Origin of the sequence: Caulobacter sp., from assembly GCF_017744445.1 — a bacterium.
Lineage (GTDB): Bacteria > Pseudomonadota > Alphaproteobacteria > Caulobacterales > Caulobacteraceae > Caulobacter.
Window position 1 is genome coordinate 108,427 of the sequence record NZ_JAGIBH010000002.1, and the last position, 19,072, is coordinate 127,498.

22 protein-coding genes are annotated in these 19,072 nt (G+C 67.9%); 7 read left to right on the forward strand and 15 right to left on the reverse strand.

What is annotated here, in order from left to right; all coding sequences use genetic code 11:
• The first annotated feature begins 355 nt into the window (after nucleotides 1-355).
• Entirely contained in the window at nucleotides 356-781 is a 426-nt protein-coding gene (locus J7528_RS03870; RefSeq protein WP_291871527.1) for a GNAT family N-acetyltransferase, read from the forward strand.
• 694 nt (nucleotides 782-1,475) lie between these two features.
• Here the strand turns inward: J7528_RS03870 and J7528_RS03875 are convergent.
• The 4 genes from J7528_RS03875 to J7528_RS03890 all read right to left on the reverse strand — a co-directional run bounded on the left by J7528_RS03875 (nucleotide 1,476) and on the right by J7528_RS03890 (nucleotide 4,454).
• Nucleotides 1,476-2,453: a nitronate monooxygenase family protein gene (locus J7528_RS03875; RefSeq protein WP_291871529.1), complete on the reverse strand. Its 978-nt coding sequence runs from the start codon at nucleotides 2,451-2,453 to the stop codon at nucleotides 1,476-1,478.
• Between the two features lie 66 nt (nucleotides 2,454-2,519).
• Nucleotides 2,520-2,921: a lysozyme inhibitor LprI family protein gene (locus J7528_RS03880; protein ID WP_291871531.1), complete on the reverse strand. Its 402-nt coding sequence runs from the start codon at nucleotides 2,919-2,921 to the stop codon at nucleotides 2,520-2,522.
• A gap of 54 nt (nucleotides 2,922-2,975) precedes the next feature.
• The gene (locus J7528_RS03885) at nucleotides 2,976-3,407 is read right to left on the reverse strand and encodes a carboxymuconolactone decarboxylase family protein (RefSeq protein WP_291871533.1); all 432 of its coding nucleotides are present in this window, start codon (nucleotides 3,405-3,407) and stop codon (nucleotides 2,976-2,978) included.
• Nucleotides 3,408-3,491: 84 nt separating this feature from the next.
• A complete protein-coding gene (locus J7528_RS03890) occupies nucleotides 3,492-4,454 on the reverse strand; it encodes an acetyl-CoA carboxylase carboxyltransferase subunit alpha (RefSeq protein WP_291871535.1) in 963 nt (320 codons plus the stop codon).
• A 286-nt stretch (nucleotides 4,455-4,740) separates the two neighbouring features.
• On the opposite strand from J7528_RS03890, the gene J7528_RS03895 reads away from it, so the two are divergent.
• The 3 genes from J7528_RS03895 (at nucleotide 4,741) to J7528_RS03905 (ending at nucleotide 6,905) form a co-directional block, all read left to right on the forward strand.
• Nucleotides 4,741-4,938, forward strand: coding sequence for a hypothetical protein (locus J7528_RS03895; RefSeq protein WP_291871537.1), 198 nt, complete (start codon nucleotides 4,741-4,743; stop codon nucleotides 4,936-4,938).
• Between the two features lie 107 nt (nucleotides 4,939-5,045).
• A complete protein-coding gene (locus J7528_RS03900; RefSeq protein WP_291871539.1) occupies nucleotides 5,046-6,434 on the forward strand; it encodes a cytochrome P450 in 1,389 nt (462 codons plus the stop codon).
• A gap of 45 nt (nucleotides 6,435-6,479) precedes the next feature.
• On the forward strand, nucleotides 6,480-6,905 hold the full coding sequence (locus tag J7528_RS03905) for an OsmC family protein (RefSeq protein WP_291871541.1): 426 nt from the start codon (nucleotides 6,480-6,482) through the stop codon (nucleotides 6,903-6,905).
• Between the two features lie 120 nt (nucleotides 6,906-7,025).
• On the opposite strand, the gene J7528_RS03910 is transcribed toward J7528_RS03905, so the two are convergent.
• A complete protein-coding gene (locus tag J7528_RS03910) occupies nucleotides 7,026-8,075 on the reverse strand; it encodes a CoA ester lyase (RefSeq protein WP_291871543.1) in 1,050 nt (349 codons plus the stop codon).
• A gap of 63 nt (nucleotides 8,076-8,138) precedes the next feature.
• Nucleotides 8,139-9,170: a mechanosensitive ion channel domain-containing protein gene (locus tag J7528_RS03915; protein ID WP_291871545.1), complete on the reverse strand. Its 1,032-nt coding sequence runs from the start codon at nucleotides 9,168-9,170 to the stop codon at nucleotides 8,139-8,141.
• A gap of 157 nt (nucleotides 9,171-9,327) precedes the next feature.
• On the opposite strand from J7528_RS03915, the gene J7528_RS03920 reads away from it, so the two are divergent.
• The gene (locus J7528_RS03920; protein ID WP_291871547.1) at nucleotides 9,328-9,954 is read left to right on the forward strand and encodes a TetR/AcrR family transcriptional regulator; all 627 of its coding nucleotides are present in this window, start codon (nucleotides 9,328-9,330) and stop codon (nucleotides 9,952-9,954) included.
• Here J7528_RS03920 and J7528_RS03925 read toward each other — a convergent pair.
• From J7528_RS03925 to J7528_RS03940, 4 genes are all read right to left on the reverse strand, one after another.
• A complete protein-coding gene (locus J7528_RS03925; RefSeq protein ID WP_291871549.1) occupies nucleotides 9,951-10,592 on the reverse strand; it encodes a response regulator transcription factor in 642 nt (213 codons plus the stop codon). The genes J7528_RS03920 and J7528_RS03925 overlap by 4 nt on opposite strands.
• Before the next feature lie 242 nt (nucleotides 10,593-10,834).
• Complete coding sequence (locus tag J7528_RS03930; RefSeq protein WP_291871550.1) at nucleotides 10,835-11,803, reverse strand: transporter; 969 nt, start codon at nucleotides 11,801-11,803, stop codon at nucleotides 10,835-10,837.
• 160 nt (nucleotides 11,804-11,963) lie between these two features.
• Nucleotides 11,964-12,338: a hypothetical protein gene (locus tag J7528_RS03935; protein ID WP_291871552.1), complete on the reverse strand. Its 375-nt coding sequence runs from the start codon at nucleotides 12,336-12,338 to the stop codon at nucleotides 11,964-11,966.
• Nucleotides 12,339-12,539: 201 nt separating this feature from the next.
• A complete protein-coding gene (locus J7528_RS03940; RefSeq protein ID WP_291871554.1) occupies nucleotides 12,540-13,541 on the reverse strand; it encodes an aldo/keto reductase in 1,002 nt (333 codons plus the stop codon).
• Nucleotides 13,542-13,757: 216 nt separating this feature from the next.
• Here J7528_RS03940 and J7528_RS03945 point away from each other — a divergent pair, with 216 nt between their 5' ends.
• Nucleotides 13,758-14,243 (forward strand): VOC family protein, encoded by a 486-nt coding sequence (locus tag J7528_RS03945; protein WP_291871556.1) that lies wholly within the window; start codon nucleotides 13,758-13,760, stop codon nucleotides 14,241-14,243.
• A 138-nt stretch (nucleotides 14,244-14,381) separates the two neighbouring features.
• Here J7528_RS03945 and J7528_RS03950 read toward each other — a convergent pair whose 3' ends face one another.
• Nucleotides 14,382-16,313, reverse strand: a complete 1,932-nt coding sequence (locus tag J7528_RS03950; protein ID WP_291871558.1) for an ATP-binding protein — start codon at nucleotides 16,311-16,313, stop codon at nucleotides 14,382-14,384.
• Nucleotides 16,300-16,995 (reverse strand): response regulator transcription factor, encoded by a 696-nt coding sequence (locus J7528_RS03955; protein ID WP_291871560.1) that lies wholly within the window; start codon nucleotides 16,993-16,995, stop codon nucleotides 16,300-16,302. Before J7528_RS03955 ends, J7528_RS03950 begins: the two co-directional genes overlap by 14 nt.
• Before the next feature lie 327 nt (nucleotides 16,996-17,322).
• Here J7528_RS03955 and J7528_RS03960 point away from each other — a divergent pair, with 327 nt between their 5' ends.
• A complete protein-coding gene (locus tag J7528_RS03960) occupies nucleotides 17,323-17,526 on the forward strand; it encodes a hypothetical protein (RefSeq protein ID WP_291871561.1) in 204 nt (67 codons plus the stop codon).
• On the opposite strand, the gene J7528_RS03965 is transcribed toward J7528_RS03960, so the two are convergent.
• The 3 genes from J7528_RS03965 to J7528_RS03975 form a co-directional block, all read right to left on the reverse strand.
• Complete coding sequence (locus tag J7528_RS03965; RefSeq protein WP_291871563.1) at nucleotides 17,483-17,977, reverse strand: hypothetical protein; 495 nt, start codon at nucleotides 17,975-17,977, stop codon at nucleotides 17,483-17,485. The two genes, J7528_RS03960 and J7528_RS03965, sit on opposite strands and share 44 nt — an antisense overlap.
• A 38-nt stretch (nucleotides 17,978-18,015) precedes the next feature.
• Nucleotides 18,016-18,699, reverse strand: a complete 684-nt coding sequence (locus J7528_RS03970; protein WP_291871565.1) for a hypothetical protein — start codon at nucleotides 18,697-18,699, stop codon at nucleotides 18,016-18,018.
• A gap of 61 nt (nucleotides 18,700-18,760) precedes the next feature.
• Nucleotides 18,761-18,982, reverse strand: coding sequence for an alkylphosphonate utilization protein (locus J7528_RS03975; protein WP_291871567.1), 222 nt, complete (start codon nucleotides 18,980-18,982; stop codon nucleotides 18,761-18,763).
• Nucleotides 18,983-19,072 lie beyond the last annotated feature (90 nt).

Here is a 19,072-nt window from a genome sequence, read left to right on the forward strand (position 1 = left end):
CCTGGGTGTCACGGCGACTTCCCTGCACCCCCAAGTCAATTGGTTTGCAAGGGGACCTCGATCGTAAGAGACCGTCGGGTTGCCGCCCGGCGGTCTCGCCGTTTTCGGGATCCTGTACCACAAGGGATGACTCTACCGTCACGGGGAGTCAAGGCGGGCACCAGCGCAATATGTTGGGGACCAGGAAGCCTATCGGACACCATTCCTAGTGGTTCTTAGATCGTTCGATTCTATTTCAACCTTCAACGATTCGTTTACGCGACGCCGTTCGTTGAATTTTGATCGCCCCTAACCCCTCATCCGTCGGCTTCGCCGCCACCTTCTCCCGCAAGGGGAGAAGGGATACCAAAATGGCATGACCACCCTCCTCCACCCCGCCACCGACGCCGAGATCCTCGCGACCTTCGACGTCATGCACCACCTGCGCCCCGCCCTGAACCGCGAGACCTATGCCGCGCGGATCCGGGGGCTGATGGCCTCGGACGGTTTCCGGCTCACCGCCGTCGTCGAAGACGGCCAAGTGCGCGCCGTGGCCGCGTGGCGGGTCCTGGACATGCTGTATTGCGGCCGGTTCCTGAGCGTCGACGACCTGGTCTCGGACCCGGACGCGCGCTCGAAAGGCCACGGCAAGGCGCTGCTGGACTGGCTGAAGGACGAAGCGCGGCGACAGGGGTGCGGGCATCTGGAGCTGATCTCCAACGTCGTCCGCGAACGGGCGCATGCGTTCTATTTCCGCGAGGGGCTGGCGGTGGATGCGTTCCACTTCCGGGTGAAGCTCTAGCGGGCTGATCTTCGACGGGGACGGGTGTTGGATCCCTCTCTCATGGAGAGAGGGAGGGGCCCGCGCCGTCAGGCGTGGGAGGGTGAGAGGGTAGGCGAAGCCCCGTCCGGGTTGGCACATCTCGCTGAGTTTTCAGGATTATTCGGTGGGCGGTGTAACCTCTCACCCTCCCATGCTTCGCATGGGCCCCTCCCTCTCTCTCAGAGAGAGGGTGCGGGTAAGGCACGAGCGTCCACGCCCTCGCGTCCCCGGCCCCAAAACCTGCCGTACAGTCTATCCACCTCGTCGCGGGGAAAGGGCGCGATGGCCAGCGACCGATTGCGGCGGCGAGGGGCGATCGAGCGGGCGCGCTCGTCGGTGCGGGGTAACAGCCGCAACTGCACCATCCTACGGCGGTCGGCCCTGGAACACAGAAACGACGGTGGATGCAGGCCGAAGGGCGCGACAGGTTCGGGGAAACCCGGACATCAGGGACCAGGCTTCGCGGCCTAGCCCGCCCGTCGGAGGCTTCAAGGGCGGTGAGGCGCAAACAGCGTCGGACCGTCACGCTTCCGGAAAACGACCGCGCGGAGCGTCTGGCTTCGTCGAAACGGTACTTCTCCACCTTGCTCCGGACGCTGTCCGGCGCTCCGCGTCCCTTTCCATCGATCCCTTCAGCGGGCGACCACCGCGTGAAGCGGCGGCGGCGTGGCCTTTAGGCCACCATCCCCGCCAGCCGTTGGCGGATCAGGTCCTCGGCCTCGGCCACGATGCGATCGACCAGGTCCTTCACGGTCGGCACGTCGTGGATCAGGCCCTGGACCATGCCGGCGCTCCAGATGCCGTGGTCCGTGTCGCCCGTCTCGAGGCCTTCGCGGCCGCGCACGCCCTTCACCAGGTCGGCGACGTCCTCGAACTTGGCGCCGCCGGCCCGCTCGATGGCGACCACCTGCTGGCTGACGGCGTTTTTCGCCACGCGGGCGGTGTTGTGCAGGGTGCGGAAGATCAGGTCGGTGGCGCGCTCGTCATTGGCCACCATCTGCTCTTTGAAATTCTGGTGGATCGGGGCCTCGACCGTGGCGCAGAAGCGGGTGCCCATGTTGACGCCGTCGGCGCCCAGGGCCAGGGCCGCGACCAGGCCGCGGGCGTCGCCGAAGCCGCCCGAGGCGATCATCGGGATCTTCACCTTCTGGGCGGCGACCGGGATCAGGATCAGGCCGGGAATGTCGTCCTCGCCCGGATGGCCGGCGCACTCGAAGCCGTCGATCGAGATGGCGTCGACGCCCATCCGCTCGGCGCTGAGGGCGTGGCGGACGGCGGTGCATTTGTGGATCACCTTGACCCCGTGGGCCTTGAGGTCGTCGACATGCTCCTGGGGCTTGTAGCCGGCGGTCTCGACGATCTTGATCCCGCTCTCGATGATCGCGGCGCGGTACTCGGCATAGGGCGGCGGCTTCATGGCCGGCAGGATGGTCAGGTTCACGCCGAACGGCTTGTCGGTCATCTCGCGGCAGCGGGCGATCTCCTGGGAGAGCGCCTCGGGCGTGGGCTGGGTCAGGGCGGTCAGGAAGCCCAGCGCCCCGGCATTGGCGACGGCGCTGACCAGCTCGGCCTTGCCGACCCACTGCATGCCGCCCTGGGCGATCGGGTGCTCGACGCCGAACAGCTCGGTGAAACGGGTCTTGATGGCCATGGCCGCATGCCTCCCTCTGGTTTTGGGAGGACTATGCGGGAGCGGCCCCTAGGTCAGGCAAGAGGCCTATCGCGGTCGGCGCGGGCGGGCCATGCGCTCCAGTTCGTCGGCGCGGGCCTCGGTCCAGTCGAGGACGCAGGCCTGGGCCTCGATGCCGCCCTGGCGGCCGTACTCCCGCTCGTCCAGATAGGCTCGGCACTCGGCGTCGCGGTCCCGGATCCAGGCCCGCTGGGCGTTGCGCAGGAGGATTTTCTCGCGAGACGTCTTCAGACGCCCCATCGCCGCCTGGTAGGCGCGGTTCAGGCGGACGTCCTGCTTATCGGCATAGGTCGCGACGCAGCTCATGATCTCGATGGTCGGGCCGCCGGCGCGATCGCAGCGCTCCATCGGCGTGAGCGGGCGTTGGCCCTGCGCTTGAGCGGCAGGCGCGGCCAGCAGCAGGGCGGCGACAGCGAGGGCGCGGATCATCGGGACAAGCTCCACCTTGGGAGCGCCACCCTAGCCCGCGCCTCGCCGGCTCAGCTAGTGACTCGAGACGCCCAGGCGATTCCAGAGGTTGATCTGGGCGACGATGACCGTCAGGGCGCTGGCCTGCTGGTCGGTCCAGTGCTCGCGCAGGGCGGCCCGCAGCGGGGCGAAGCCTTCCGGCTGGGGCAGCTTGGTCAGGGCCTCGGCCCAGGCCAGGGCGGCCTTTTCGGCGGCGGTGAAGTCCTCGACGTGGCGCCAGACGACCAGGCGGTCCAGGCGCGCATTGGTCTCGCCGTCCTCGCGGGCCTCGTGGCTGTGCATCTTCACGCAGTAGGCGCAGTCATTCAGCTGCGAGACGCGCAGATAGATCAGGTGCTTGAGGCCGCTGGGGATGCCCGCGGCGCGCACCGCCATCTCGGCGGCGAAGAAGGCCTTGTAGACCTCGGGAACGTTCTGATCGTGGCGGAAGGCGGCGGTGTCGCCCATGGTCTCATCTCCTTGGGGCCGGAAGCGGCCCTTCAGAGACAAGACGAGGCAGGCGCGGCGGACGTGACGTCCGCCACCAGAAATTTACTGCAGGCCGGCGCGGCCGATGGCGTAGAAGCGCTCGGCGCGCTGCTTGCGCAGCGCCTCGGCGCTCATGGCGGCCATGCCCTTCAGCTCGTCCTCGACCGCGTCGCCGACGGCCTGGATGGCCGTCTCGGTATCGGAGTGCGCGCCGCCGGCGGGCTCTTCGATGATGCGGTCGACGATGCCCAGCTTGATCAGGTCCTGGGCGGTGATGCGCATGTTGGTCGCCGCGTCCTTGGCCCGGGCGCCGTCGCGCCACAGGATCGAGGCCGCGCCTTCCGGCGAGATCACCGAATAGATCGAGTGCTCCAGGATCAGCACGCGGTTGGCGCCGGCCAGGGCGATCGCGCCGCCGCTGCCGCCTTCGCCGACGATGGTGGCGACCATCGGCACACCCAGCGTCAGACACCTTTCTGTCGAGCGGGCGATGGCCTCGGCCTGGCCCCGCTCCTCGGCGCCCAGGCCCGGATAGGCGCCGGCGGTATCCACGAAGGTGATGACCGGCAGGCTGAAGCGCTCGGCCATGTCCATCAGGCGGACGGCCTTACGGTAGCCCTCGGGGCGGGCCATGCCGAAGTTGTGCTTCAGGCGCGTCGTCGTATCGTGGCCCTTCTCGTGGCCCATGACAACGACGGGCTGACCGCGGAAGCGGCCCAGGCCCCCGACGATGGCCTGGTCGTCGGCGAACTTGCGGTCGCCGCGCAGCTCGACGAACTCGTCGATCAGGCCTGCGACATAATCGCGCAGATGGGGCCGCTGGGGGTGCCGGGCGACCATGGTCTTCTGCCAGGCGTCCAGATTGGCGTAGGCTTCCTTGCGGAGGTCCTGAGCGCGATCGCGCAGGGCCTGGATCTCGGCGTCGAACGCGCCCGGCCCAGCCGTCTCGGAGAGCCGGGACAGCTCTTCGATTTTGCTTTCCAGGTCAGCGATTGGGCGTTCGAAATCGAGATAATGGGCGGCCATGGACTCTTAAACGTCGCCGTTGATGAAAGGGTGCGAACCTAGTGGCGGAATCCCTCAAGGGAAAGAGGCGAGATTCCGGCAGGGAACCGACTCGAATCCGCCGGATTCTATCCACAGGCTCGAAGGTGCGGTTCACAGGTGAGTCTCGAATTGAGACTCTCTCCCCTGGTGAATCGCGACAAAGAGTCCTACGTTGTTTTGTAGCAGGTCGCGGAAGACGACTTGCGCCCCTGCGGCCCCGCCATCGAATGTGCGCGGACCCGCCTGATGAGAGCGCACAGTTCCCATGCAGGTGTTCACCTTTTTCTGTGTCGAGTCTGACGGCTCGGTCCCGCGTTTTGACGTCACGCCCTGCGCTGATGACTCGGCCGCGCGTGCGAGAGCTTACGAGTTGCTGGACATGCACCACCGCTGTGACTTCGTGGAAGTCTGGCGCGGATCGCAGCGCGTGTTCGATGTCTCGCCTCTGGTTCTCGCTGCTTAAGTAATTTCAAGGCGCGATGAATTATTGCGCCGCAACCTGAGCGCGCTTAGGCTTCACGTCCGGATGGGATCCAAAACGGGTCCAGCTTTCCGGAAGGCCGCAGCTCCATGGACACCACAGTCCTCACCGCGCCGCTTATTCCTCCTGCTCCCAAGGTCCATCCACGTCCTCTCGGCGTCACGCCGCTGGGCCAACTGCGCGTGGCCCTGGAGATGGGCCGCAGCCTGATCGGGGCCTATTGCGAGGAAGATTATGAGAGCCTCGCCGCGCCTTACATGTTCATGGGCCAGCCGGGCCTGTTCCTGAACGACCCCGCCAGCGTGCGCCGCGTGCTGAGCTCGCCGAAATACGCCCGGCCGGTGAAGGCCGCCCGCTCGCTAAAGCCCCTGGTCGGCGAGGGCGTGCTGATGTCCGAGGGCGAGACCTGGCGGCGCCAGCGCAGGAGCCTGGCCCCGGTCTTCACCCCCGCCGCGACCGGCGGCCTGCTGCCCCACTTCATCGCCGCCGGCGCTGGACTGACCGACGCGCTGGCCGGGAAGGATCGCGCCAACCTGGCCCAGACCTTCCACCACGCCACCCTGGACGCCGTGCTACGGGCCCTGTTCTCACGCCGCGCCGACGCGGAAGGCGCGATCCTCGCCGACCTGGCTCGCCGCTACATGGAAGGGCCGGCGCACTTCAACCTCTTCGACTTCATGGCCAAGGGCGCCGACGACCTGACCTTCCTGGACGGCGAGCGACGGCGGATGGGGGCGCGCTGGTTCAAGGCGGTCGACGCCCTGATCGAGGAGCGGCGGCGCAATCCGCACCCCGAAGTCCTCGACATGCTGGACCGCCTGCTGGCCGCCCGCGACGAGGACGACCGGCCCCTGCCCGATCAGGAGATCCGCGACCAGTGCAGCTCGATGCTGGCCGCCGGCTTCGAGACCACCTCGCGCCTGCTGTTCTGGGCGACCTATCTGCTGGCGCTGGATCCCGTGACGCAGAGCCGCGTCCGGGCCGAGGTCGCGGCCTTTCCGTCCGAGCGGGTCGCCAGCCTGGACGACCTGAAGGTTTGGCCCCTGCTGCGCTCGGTGCTGTTCGAGACCCTGCGGCTCTATCCCACCGCCCCGATGATCGCCCGGCAGGCCCAGGAGGCGGACGAGGTGCTGGACTGCCCGGTCGTTCCCGGCTGCCAGATCACCATCAGCCCGTGGGTCATGCACCGGCACCGCAAGCTGTGGGACGCCCCCACCGCCTTCCGGCCCGAGCGCTTCCTAGACCAGGCCCATCCCTGGGGGATCGAGGCCTTCATGCCGTTCGGGGCGGGTCCCCGCGTCTGCATTGGGGCCGGCTTCGCCCTGGCCGAAGCCCAGATCGTGCTGGCCAGCCTGCTCGAGCGGTTCGAGGTGGCGATGGCCAGCGACCGGCCGGTCATTCCCCGCGCCTCGATCACCCTGGGGCCGGACCACGAACCAGAGTTCGTCTTGACGCCGATCGTGCAAGCGCGAGCGTGACGGTTGCGGTAGGAAGATCCGCCTTACCTGTTTCGAGGACCTCCCATGACCGAAGCCGCTACCCGCCCGTTCGCCACCGCCACCGACACCGGCACGGGCGTCCTGCAAACCTTCGTCACGGCCGGCCCCTCGACCATCGTCGCCGACATCTCGGTGGCTCAGGGCGGGCTGGACCTGGGTCCCGATCCGCACGAGCTGGTCGCCGCGGGCCTGGCGGCCTGCACCAGCCAGACCCTGCGCCTCTACGCCAACCGCAAGAACTGGGAAATCTCGGCCATGCATGTCGAGGTGTTCTCGCACTTCGACGCCGACGTGACCCCGCACGAACGCTTCGAGCGCGTCATCACCATCGAGGGCAACCTCAATGAGGAACAGATGGAGCGCCTGTTCGAGATCGCCGAGAAGTGCCCCATCCATAAGCTGCTGACGAACGGGGCGCGGGTGGTGACGACGGTGGGGGGCGCTGACTAGGCCACTTGCCCCCACCTGACCGCTTCGCGGTCGTCCGCCCCCGGAGGGGGCGGAAGGTGCGCGCCGATCCTTCTTCCCCCTCCGGGGGAGGAGCGCGCAGCGCGGAGGGGGCAAGTAAGACTAGAACCCGTACAGCCCCGCGTACTCCGCATCCTTCCCCGCGATCTGCCGCGCGCAATCGACCATCACCTTGGCCTGCTTCCAGGTGGCGTCGTCCTGCATCTTCCCGTCGATCATGGCCACGCCCGTGCCGTCCGGCATCGCCTCCAGGATCCGTCGCGCGAAGGCGACCTCGGCCGGGTCCGGACTGAAGACCTTCTTGGCGATGTCGATCTGGCTGGGGTGCAGGCTCCAGGCGCCCGCGCACCCCATCAGGAACGCATTGCGGAACTGCTGCTCGCAGGCCACGGGGTCATCGATCGCCCCGAACGGACCGTAGAACGGCTTGATCCCATGCGCCGCGCAGGCGTCGACCATCTTGGCGAAGGTGTAGTGCCATAGGTCCTGCTGCACCGAGACGCGCGGTGAACCATCCGCATGCGGATCTTCAACCACGCGGTAGCCGGGATGACCGCCGCCCACGCGGGTGGTCTTCATCGCTCGGCTGGCCGCCAGGTCCGCCGGACCCAGCGAAATCCCCTGCATGCGCGGGCTGGCCGCGGCGATGGCCTCGACGTTCATCACGCCCTCGGCCGTCTCCAGGATGGCGTGCAGCAGGATCGGCCGCGTGACGCCGTGCTTGGCCTCCAGCGAGGCCAGCAGCTGGTCCATGTACATGATGTCCCATGGCCCCTCGACCTTGGGAACCATGATCACGTCGAGCTTGTCGCCAGCCTTCTCGACGATGGTCGACACCTCATCCAGGTGCCAGGGCGAGTTCAGGCAGTTGATCCGCGCCCAGAAGCCGACGCCCAGCGCCTTGAAGTCGACCTCGCGCGACATGGCGACCAGGCCGGCCAGGGCCGCGCCCTTGGCGTCGGCGGGGATGGCGTCCTCCAGGTTGGCCAGGATGACGTCGACGGTCGGGGCGATCTCGGGGACCTTGGCGCGCACCTTCTCCAGGTGCGGCGGCACGAAGTGGATCATCCGCTCCACGCGGGCCGGCAGCTCGCGATAGGGCTCGGGCGCGCCGATGGCCAGGGGTTTGAAAAAGCCGCGCGGCGTCTTCATCCGCCTACTCCCCGATTGTTCTTTTCGCAGTTGCGAGAAGACTGCGGCGACGCCGCAACCAGGTCAAGGCTTCGCCGGCGGCGGCTTGGCGACAGGCGGCGGCATCTCGTCGGGATCCTCGCGCTCCAGATCCTGGGCCGCGTCGTTGCTGGAGCCGGGTTTCACCGCCTTGGCGGCCTTGCGGCGGCGGGCGGCGGGCTCCAGGCGCAGGCTGGTCAGGGCGTCTTCGCCCTCCTCGCCGAACAGACCGCGCAGACGCACGTCGCGCTGCGGGTACGGGATCTCGATGCCGGCCCCGCGCAGGGCGTCGTCGATCAGCCAGGTATAGGCCGCGAAGATCGCCGCCGGACGGCGCACGGCCTCGACCGTCGGCCAGACCACCAGCTCGAACTTCAGGCTGCTCTCGCCATAGCCGACCAGCCACACTTGCGCGCGGCGGGTGGCGTCGTCGGGCGAGGTGTAGGGCGCGGCCTTGGCGGCCTTCAGCACCGCCTCGCGCACCTTCTCCTTGTCGGCCCCGAAGGCGGTGACGAACGGCACCCGCAGGCGGCGGTTGGTGTTGCGCAGGGTCCAGTTGATGACCTGGTCGTTCACCAGCACCGAGTTGGGGACGATGATGTCGGTGCTGTCATTGGTGCGGATCCGCGTCGCGCGCGGGCCGATCTCGTGCACCACGCCCCGGCCGCCATTGGGCAGCTCGACGAAGTCGCCCACCGCCACCAGCCGCTCGAACACCAGGCTGACCCCGGACGCGAAGTCCTTGATGATCCCCTGCAGGCCCAGACCGACACCCACGCCCAGGGCGCCGGCGAAGACCGTCAGCGAGGTCAGGTCGACGCCCATGGTCGACAGGCCCGCCACGATGCCGATGACCACCAGGCCGTAGGTGGCGACCTTCTCGACGATGTACAGCGAGGCGGCGTTACCCGCCGCCTTCTCGCGCAGCCGGCGCAGGCCCGCCGAGGTCAGTCGCGCGGCGAAGATCGCCGCCACCACGATCAGGCTGCCCGCCGCCAGCCCGCCGACGGTCACCGACGCCTTGCCCAGCTTCAGGAGTTCAAAGGAATCGAGCGTGCGGAGCGGGTTGCCTTCCATGGCGCGCAGTGTGTCCGGATGACACGCATCGGATCAAGGCCTCCCCAATGTGCGTTATCCGACACTTCAACAAATGTAATTCGTGCGCCATGCTCACGCCTATAGCGTTCACGACGAGTTCCGACTCAATCAGTTAGCGAGCGTTTTGGAGGACGGCATGCTGAGACAGCCTAGGGGGCTGGCAGGCCGGAAGAAGCTACAGTCGATCATCGACGCGGCCAGCCGTATCGTGCTGGCGCAAGGCCTGGATCAGGCCAAGATGAGCGCCATCGCCACGGCGGCCGGCGTCTCCACGGCGACCGTCTACGCCTATTTTCCCAGTAAGGATGACCTATTCCGCGCGGTCGTCAAAAAGGTGGCCGGCAATATCGAGGTCGAGCTGCTGGAGGCGCTGCATGCGCCGGATGGCGATCCGATCGAGAAGCTGGCCCTGGCCATCATGGGCCGACTGAACGACCCGGAACTGCGCGCCCTATTCCGCATCATGGGTGAGCAGGGGCGAAAGTTCCCTGACGCCCTGGCCTTCTTCGACTCTCATAGCCGGCTGAAGGCGCACCAGTCGGCGGTCGCGCTGTTCGAGCGGCTGGCGAGGGAGGGCCGCTTCACCCATGGCGTGGCCGAGATGGCCTCGCGCCAGCTGCTGGGCATGCTGAAGCACGAGACCCTGGTCCTGGGCATCCTGAACGGCACCGACGATCCGGGACCGCGCAATGCCGCGGAAATCGCGCGCGAAGCGGTGAAGACCCTGCGGGCGCGGTTCGGACGGGACGGCGAAGCGCTTTAAGCGGCCATCGCGTGGCCGCCCAGCACCGGCTGCAGGGCCAGCATGGCCTGGGTGCGGTTGTGAACGCCCAGCTTGCGGAAGATGCCCGTCAGGTGGGCCTTGATGGCGGCTTCCGAGACGTGCAGGTCGGCGGCCACCTGCTTGTTCAGGCGGCCGTCGGCGACGCTCATCAGCACCTTCATCTGGGTGGCGGTCAGCGAGGAGAGACGCTTGCGCATGGCGGCGATCTCCTGATCGGCGGTGACGGCGCCGTTCAGCGACGGGAACGACCGCGCCCCGGCGGCGGCGGCTTGCAGCACCGATAGAAGCTCGTCGATCTGGGCGGACTTGTGGACATAGCCGGCCGCGCCCAGGGCGTTGCTGGAGCTGATCACCTGGTCATCGCGGCGGGCGGTGTAGACGACCACCGGCGCGTCCGGCAGGCGGCGCTGGATGGCGACCAGGGCCCCCAGGCCCGTTGCGTCCGGCAGGGCCGGCTCCAGGATCACCAAGCCGACATGCCCCGCGCGGCAGGCCGCGTCGACTCCGGCCAAATCACCGGCCTCGACGATGCTGGCCTTGGGCCAGGCGGTTTCCAGCAGACGGACGATGGCCGCGCGCATCAGCGGTTGGCTCTCGACGACCAGTACTCGTTTCATGTTCATGCCCCCACTCGGCAACTGCAAGGCGAGCATGGGCCGGATGTGCGACCACAGACAAAGTCCAATATGTCGCATAGGGGTGCGCGGGGCGTTTCTATTCGCACGCCGCACGCCACAATTTATTGTTTTATTTCATTGAGATAAAAGATAACGCCACTATATGGCCATCATCCTCCATAGCGACCGGATGTCGCGAAAGTGGTACTGACCGTTTTAGTTTTCGCAGGACGCGAGCCGCCTCAGCGCACGTAGTTGAAGGCGATGGCGGGCGTTACCGAGGCCGTGGTGTTGCGGCCGGCCGGGACGATCCGGGCGCCGACGATCACCCCGACGCGGCTGTTGAAGTTGTACTCCACCGCCGGGGCCAGGATCAGCGCCTTGCTGACGGGGTAGCGCCGCTCGAAGGCCGAACCGCGCAGCATGCCGGTGACCTTCGTCGAGGCGTCGCGCTGCCAGCCCAGGTCCAAGGCCGCCACCCAGTTGCGGGTGATGCTGTACTCGAAGGCCAGGTCGACCAGGACGCTGTCGCCCGGCTGGGCCTTGCCCGCGAAGCCCTTGGGCGTGCCGTAGACGCTGGCGCCCCGCACCCGCGTATTGTCCGAGCGCGTGTACTGGGCGTTCAGGCGTGTGCGGACGATGCGGCCGTTCGGGGCCCACCAGACGTACTGCGAATTGAGACCCACGGTCGTGGCGTAGGCCCCGCTGCCGAAGCCGTCATTGGGCCGGTCGTCCAGCCGGTCGTGGCGGCCAATCGGCAGGTTCTCCTGCAGCATCAGCGAGACGGTCGGCCGCTTGCCTTCCTCGTACTGCATCAGGCGGTACTGGGCCTGGGCGGTCAGGTCGCCGATGCCCAGCCCCTGGCTCCAGCCCCCGCCGGCGCGCCTGTAGCCCAGGTGCGGGATGAAGCCCGCCGTCAGGGCGTCGGTGACGCCGTACAGCATGTAGGCCGATGAGCCGATATTGTCGGCGTCGGGCGCGCTCCTGCGCTTGCCGCTGGCGTCGAAGCTGCCGTACGGCTTGGCGCCGTACAGATAGGGCTCGAACAGGATGTGGCCCTTCGGCAGGGTCGAGGCGCCGGAGGCCAGCAACGGCCCGGTCCACCAGGCGTCGTCCGGGCTCTGACGCTCCGGGGCCTCGACGGTGGCGAAGGCGGGCGTTGCGGCGGCGCAGGCGGCAGCCATCACGGCGGCGCGAATGGTCGAGTACATGAATCCTCCCCGGAAAGACGTCTTTGCGCCTTAGGCCGCACGGCGACGCGGCTCCGCCCGAAACTTGCGGATCGACGACCAAAACCTGTCAGCAGAATGCAGATGGGAGGCAGGAAATGACTGTGTGAGGCGCCAATCCCGAGGAGTTCCGGGGCGCCAGTCAGTCGGGCGTGAGGATCCCTTGCAGGCCAACGATCATGGCGATGACGCCGAACACCGCCAGCACCAGGCCTGGCCCGCTGGACCCGCTGGCCGGCAAGGCGCGCCCGGCCCGCAGGCGGTCCCACAGCAGCAGCACCCCGACGACGATCCCTACGACCTCGAAGTGGAAGACCTTGGGTCCGCTGGTCAGGTGGACGATCAGGAAGTAGCCGCCACACACCAGCGCCGCGACGCCGACGATCCAGCGAAACGGCGCCAGGCGCTCAGCGAACCGACCCAGGTCGTCACCAGCGCGCGGCAGCAGCGTCAGCAGGCCGATGGCGAGCAGGAAGCCGCCCAGGATGTTGCAGAGGTCGAGGATCAGTTCGAGCATGACCGGGGAATGCGGCGGGCTCGAGCTATGTTCCCTTCTCCCCTTGCGGGAGAAGGTGGCGCGAAGCGCCGGATGAGGGGTCGCGCAAACGAAAACCGCCGCGACGGCGGTGAGGCTGTCGCGGCGGTTCTGTCTTTCAACCCCTCACCCGACCCGCTGGCGCGGGCCCCCCTCTCCCGCAAGGGGAGAGGGAGAAGCGAGTCAGCGCCCCACCATCGCCAGCCCGGCCGGCGCATAACGCTCACCCTCGATGCCCGTCTCCGGCACCGCCGCCGCGATGGCGGCCAGGTCCTCAGCGGTCAGCACCACGTCCACGGCGCGGATGTTCTCCTCCAGCCGCGCCAGCTTGGTCGTGCCCGGGATCGGCGCGATGTCCTCGCCCTGCGTCAGGATCCAGGCCAGGGCCAGCTGGGCCGGGGTAATGCCCTTCTCAGCCGCGATGGCGGTCAGGGCGTCGACCAGCGACAGGTTCTTGGCGAAGGCCTCGCCCTGGAAGCGCGGCAGGCCGCGACGGAAGTCGTTCTGGGCCACGGGCGCATCCTTGAAGGCCCCGGTCAGGAAGCCGCGCCCCAGCGGGCTGTAGGGCACCAGGCCGATGCCCAGCTCGCGCAGGGTCGGGATGATCTCTGCCTCCAGCTCGCGGAACCACAACGAGTATTCGCTCTGCAGGGCCGCGACGGGCTGGACGGCGTGGGCCTTGCGGATGGTGGCCGCGCCGGCTTCCGAGAGGCCGAAATGCTTGACCTTGCCCTCGGCGATCAGGTCCTTGACCGTCCCGGCCACGTCCTCGATCGGCACGTTCGGATCGACGCGGTGCTGATACAGCAGGTCAATGACCTCGACGCCCAGGCGTTGCAACGAGGCCTCGACCACCGCCCGGATGTGCTCGGGGCGGCTGTTGACGCCGCGCATGCGCGAGAAGCCCTCGCCCGCGCCTTCCGGCGCGATGTCGAAGCCGAACTTGGTGGCGATCACCACCTTGTCGCGGAAGGGCTTCAGGCCGCCGCCGACCAGGACCTCGTTCAGATAGGGGCCATAGACCTCGGCGGTGTCGAAGAAGGTCACGCCGCGCTCGACCGCCTGGGCCAGCAGCTTGTGGGCGTCACCGGTCTCCAGCGCCGTGCCGTAGACCTGGCCCATGCCCATGCAGCCGAGGCCGATGGCCGACACTTCCAGGCCGTCGCCGAGTTTGCGCGTCTTCATGGGGATGCTCCTTGTCCGGAATGGCGCGGCGGTCCCTGCCGCCGGCTGCTGGGAGATGGGCGTCGCGCGCGTGCAGGCCAGGGCCCACCGCGCGGTTCTGGAGGATCGGGCAATAGTCCGCCTCCGACAGTCAATCGACGCGGCGAGATTTTCTTTTTCGCCCGTGTCGGAACGCCGGCGCCCCCACCGTCCTTGGCTCAGACAATGGAGGACGCCATGCCCAAGATCACCCCGTTCCTATGGTTCGACAACCAGGCCGAGGACGCCGCCAAGCTGTACGTCTCGCTGTTCCCCAACTCGAAGATCACCAGCGTCGACTACTATCCCGGCGAAGCCCCCGGCGGCGGCAAGCCCGGCAAGGTGATGACCGTGGTCTTCGAGATCGACGGCCAGAAGGTCACCGCCCTGAACGCTGGGCCCACCTTCAAGCTGGACGAGGCCTTCTCGTTCGTCATCGACTGCGATGGCCAGGCCGAGGTCGACCACTACTGGAACGCCCTGACCGCCGACGGCGGGCAGGAAAGTCAGTGCGGCTGGCTGAAGGACCGCTTCGGCCTGTCGTGGCAGGTCACGCCGCGCCAGCTGATCGAAGCCACCACCAGCAGCGACCGCGAAGCCGCCGGCCGCGCCTTCCAGGCGATGATGGGCATGAAGAAGATCGACGTCGCGGCGATCCAGGCGGCGTTTGAGGGGAAGGCCTAGATCCACCCCCACACCCCACACCCTCACCACCGATCATCCCCGCGAAAGCGGGGACCCAAGCCGAGTCAGCAGATGAGCCGCAGCAGCGCTACGTCCTGAAGGTCAGCTTGGGTCCCCGCTTTCGCGGGGATGGTCGGGTTAGGAGAGAGGTCTACGGACCTTGCTGACAGGCAGCGCCAACGCCAGGCTGCTGCCGCGCTGGGTTTCTTCCCAGCGGATGGCCCCGCCGATGGCCTCGGCGCGGCTGAGCTGGTTGGCCAGGCCCCGGCCGCCAGCGGGTAAGCCGGCTGGTTCGAAGCCCCGGCCGTCGTCCTGCACCCGCACCAGCACCTGGTCGCCCTCGGCTCGCACCGAGACCGTCAGGGTCTTGGCGCCGCTGTGCTTGAGCACGTTCGCTATGGCTTCCTGCATGATCCGCAGGATGTGCAGGGCGTGGCGCTGGTCCAGCCACTCCAGCGGCGGGACCTCGCCGGCGTCCCAGACCAGCTTGACCCCGGCCGCCTCCAGGCGCGGTTGCAGGCGGAAGCGCAGGGTGGCCAGCAATAGCAGCAGGTCGGTCTCGACCGGCTCCATGGAGTCGATGGTCAGCTTCAGGTCGTCGATGCAGCCGCGCAGGATGCCAACGGTGTCCAGTTCGGCGGTCTTGCCGCCCTCGAAGGCGCGCAGGGCGCCGACCAGGGTCGAGCCCAGGCCGTCGTGCATGTCCTGCATCAGCCGCTGGCGTTCCTGGTGCAAGAGCTCGCGGCGCTCGACCTCGCGCAGCTTGGCGTGGCTGGCGGTCAGCTCGGCCTCGCGCTGGGCGAGGCGCCGGGCCAGATCGGCCTTGGCCTGGGTCGCCGTCTCCAGCGCCTCGATGTAGCGGCCGAACATGATGTACCAGAACAGCAGGGTGAACCCGACGCCCGTGAAGTTGCTGACGAACACGCTCTCGATGCTGATCAGGTTCTGTTGCAGGCCCAGGTCGTAGATGCCCGACACCACCGTGATCAGGCACCAGATCGACAGAAGCATGGCGTCGCGCGACTTGAACCGGACCGACTGGCGTACGCCGTTGAAGGCCACCACCACCCCCAGGATCAGCAGGTTCACATAGACCGGCGCCGACATCAGCGTGGGATCGATCAGGCCTGGCAGGGTGGCGATGGTCGAGACGATGCTGACCAGCAGGGCCGCGCCGGTCAGCCAGGGCTGGCGCTTGCCGTGCAGCTCGGCCACGAACAGATGCAGCACCACGATCATCCAGTAGGGCGAGGCGACGGTGAGCCAGCCGAACCAGGCGTCGGAAATGATCAGCGGGTGCACCCCGACGAAGGTGTGCAGCATCCGCAGGAAGACCAGCGCCGAGGTCAGGAAATACAGCAGGTAGATCGGCTCGTTGCGCCGGGTCAGCCAGACGAAGAAGGCGAACACCCCCGTCGCCAGGAAGGCGAAGGACGAGAACGAGGTCAGCTGCACCTGCAGGATCTCGCGGATGGTGTAACGCGGGGCCAGCTGGCGGTAGGTCCCGATCCAGACCGACGAGAACGCCCCGCCGATGCCGCGCACGTGCTGCATGCGGATGTCCAGCCTGTGGGGCGGATGCGAGACGTCGGTGCGCGGGACCTTGATCAGCAGGGGCTCGTTGGAGCCGTTCCATTGCAGGTTGGCGTGCGACTGGTGGATCAGATGGCCATCGGCATAGACCGCCAGCGAGCCGTCCGACTTCCAGCGCGGGATGTAGAGATAGAGCTGGCGGCCGTCGTCCGGCAGCGGCGGGACGCTAAGCGAGTACCAGGTGACGCGGGTGGCGATCTTCTGCGGCGAGGTCTCGGCCGTGGGTGCGAACACCGGCGCCGGCGCGTGCGGCATGGTCACCGCCCGGCCGCTGGTCCGCAGGCTCTCAGGGCTGGTCGCCGGCGGCAGCTGGTAGCCGGTGGTGTCGCTCGTGGTCATCCGCGCGGCGGTCAGGCGATGGCCGCCGGATCGCGACTCGATGACGAAGGCCACGCCCAGGGCGACCAGGCCCGCCAGGACCCAGGCCACCCACGGAAACCAGCGGTGCTGCGTCAGCGCCAGCCTAGAGGAGGCCATAGGCGCGGGCCTCGAACACCGCCTCGGTCTTCGAGCGCACCTCCAGCTTGGCGTAGATGCGGCGCACGAAGGTCAGCACCGTGTTGCGCGACACGCCCATCAGCTCGGCGATCTCCTCGAACGAGAAGCCGCGGGTGATCAGCTGCAGCGTTTCCTTCTCGCGTTCGGACAGGCTGGGTATGCCCGACTTCTCGGCCGCCTCGGCGTCGGCGCTACCCTCCTCGGCGGGCTTCTCGTCGGGGCGGAAGCGCATCAGCACCTGGCGGGCGATGCGCGGGCTGATCGGGCTGCCGCCGGCGTGCAGGACGCGAATGTCCTCGGCGATGGTCGGCAGCGGGCTGTCCTTCAGCAGATAGCCGCTGGCCCCGGCCTCGATCGAGGCGATGACGTGACGCTCGTCGGCGAAGGTGGTGGCGACCATGATGGCGCAGCCGGGCCAGCGCCCGTGGGCCTCGCCGATGATGTCGACGCCCGAACCGTCAGGCAGGCCCAAGTCCACCACCAGCACGTCGCAGGGCGCTTCGCCCAGCATGACGCGCGCCTCGGCGGCGGTCGCGGCGACGCCGACCATCGACAGGTCCGGCGCGGCGGCCAGGGCGTTGCGGAACGCCTGCTGGAACGCGGCGTCGTCCTCGACCAGGGCGACCTTCAGCGGCGTCGTCGACGCAGCTTCCATGCTCATTCGGCCTTTCCTCGTCCTCCGGCCAAACCCGGAGACAAATCCCTACACAAACCCTTGTAGCAAAAGGCGTCCTGGAACTCGCGTCACACGACGTCATCACATCTTGCGACACCCCCGACATTGCTCCGCTCGCCTTCTGTCGGCAACTAGACTGTGTCGAAAGGCTGGTGAGCAACGGCCTTCGAAGGGCTCGCGCGGTGGGGCGCATAAGGGCCGGGGACGTCGCACGCCCGCGACGTCCCCGCTCCGGCTCGATCCCGTCTTGCGAGGCGGGCGGCATGTCGCCGCCGATCCGGCGACATGCCGCTAGCTCCGCGAGGCCTGTCCGTGCCGTGGCGTTCGTTCAGTTCCCGCCGATGGAGACCCGAGAACCGGGCGCTGGTGGTCGTGGTCACGGCGCTGCAACTGCTGCTGATCATCGTGGTCTGGCTGCTGGCCATCGTGCCGGCCGGCTTGCTGGCGCTGACGGCCATGGCCGTGAGGACGATCAAGGGCGGCGCGGCGCCCGGCGGGCCTGATCCTCGGCCGTAACCGGCGCGGCATAGTCGCCGGCCGGCGCCGGCTGGCTGTGGTCCAGCTGCGCCAGGCTGATCGGATACCCGCCAGCCGACACGAACACCTTGGTCTTGGCCTGGGCCAGGCCCTCGGCGCTGGTGGCGGTCAGGCGGATTTCCTTTAGGAAGACCGGCCCCGCCTTCGTCGGCGCGGCCTGCCAGGAGCAGGTCAGCTCATCGCACGCCATCCGAAAGACGACGCAGGCGCCGTCCGCGCAGGTCTGGCGCAGAAACTTCGCCGGCACGGTGTTGATGAAATCGTTGGAGACGACCTGGATCCGTACGCCCAGCCGCTGGACCGCCTGCTCATCGGCGCGGATCGCCCGTCCCGCCGTATCCACCTTGCGGAACATGCCCGTGGTCTCGGCCGCCGGGGCGTAGTCGCGGGCGATGCAGAACGGTGCGGTATCGCAGATCAGATCCAACATGGGCGGCCCCCGATCCACCCAAGGTAGATCAGATGCGCTTAGGCTTCCAGCTTCATCAGGCTGCCCGGCGGCATGTCGCGGCGGATCTGCTGGTCCAGGTCCTCGGTCATCGTCTCGAGGTCCTTGATGCCTTCCTCAGCCTCCTTGACCTCGTCCGAGCGCTCGAACTTGCCCGGCTGGGTCAGGATGCCCTTGGTCTTGGCCGTGGTCAGGTCGTCCTTCAGCGCGTTGGCGATGCTGCGCACGCCCTTGATGAAGTCCATGTCGGCGCTGGCCTCGCCCTTGGCCTGGTCCTCCAGGTCCTTGCGGGCCGCCATCTGCTGGTCGGGCGTCAGCGAGGCGTCCGGCGCGGCGGCGAAGTCGGCCTTGAACATCTCGCCGCTCTCCTTGGCGGCCTTGGCGTAGTCCTTGACCGCGCCCTGCAGCTCCTTGGCCGCGGCGGCCAGGGCCTTGGCCATCGTCTTGGGGTCGTTGGCATACAGCTTCTTGAGCAGCTTCAGCTTTTCCAAAAGCTTCTGCAGCTTCTCGCGGGCCCGCCCCTTGGCGTCGCCGATGGCGTTGCGGCGATCATTGCGCTGGCTAGCCTTCAGGCGATCCAGCGCCTCGGCCTCGGGGCTCTTGGGCGCCGCCGGCTCGTCCTTGTTCGGCGTAGGCGTCACGCCCATCGCCTTGCCATAGGCCGCCAGGACCATCGGTCCCGCCTGCCCCGCCGCCGTCATCATGGCTTCTGCCCCACCGGCCTTCTGGCCTGTTCGTGGGGCAGAGTAGCGCCGACGGGTTAAGCTAGGCCTTCTTCACGAACTCGGTGCGCAGAACCAGGCCCTTCACCTTGTCGACATTGGCCTCGATCTCGTCGGGGTCGCCGGTCAGGCGGATCTTCTTGACGACCGTGCCGCGCTTGAGGGTCACGCCGCCCGAACCCTTGACCTTCAGGTCCTTGATCAGGGTGACGGTGTCGCCGTCGGCCAGCAGGGTTCCGTTGGAGTCGCGGGTTTCTTCGGACATGTGAAGCCTTCCGGATGGGGCGGCCGATTGGCAAACCCGTACACTTTGTAGGGGTTTCCTACGCATTTTCGGGCCGGCGTCAACGCGAGC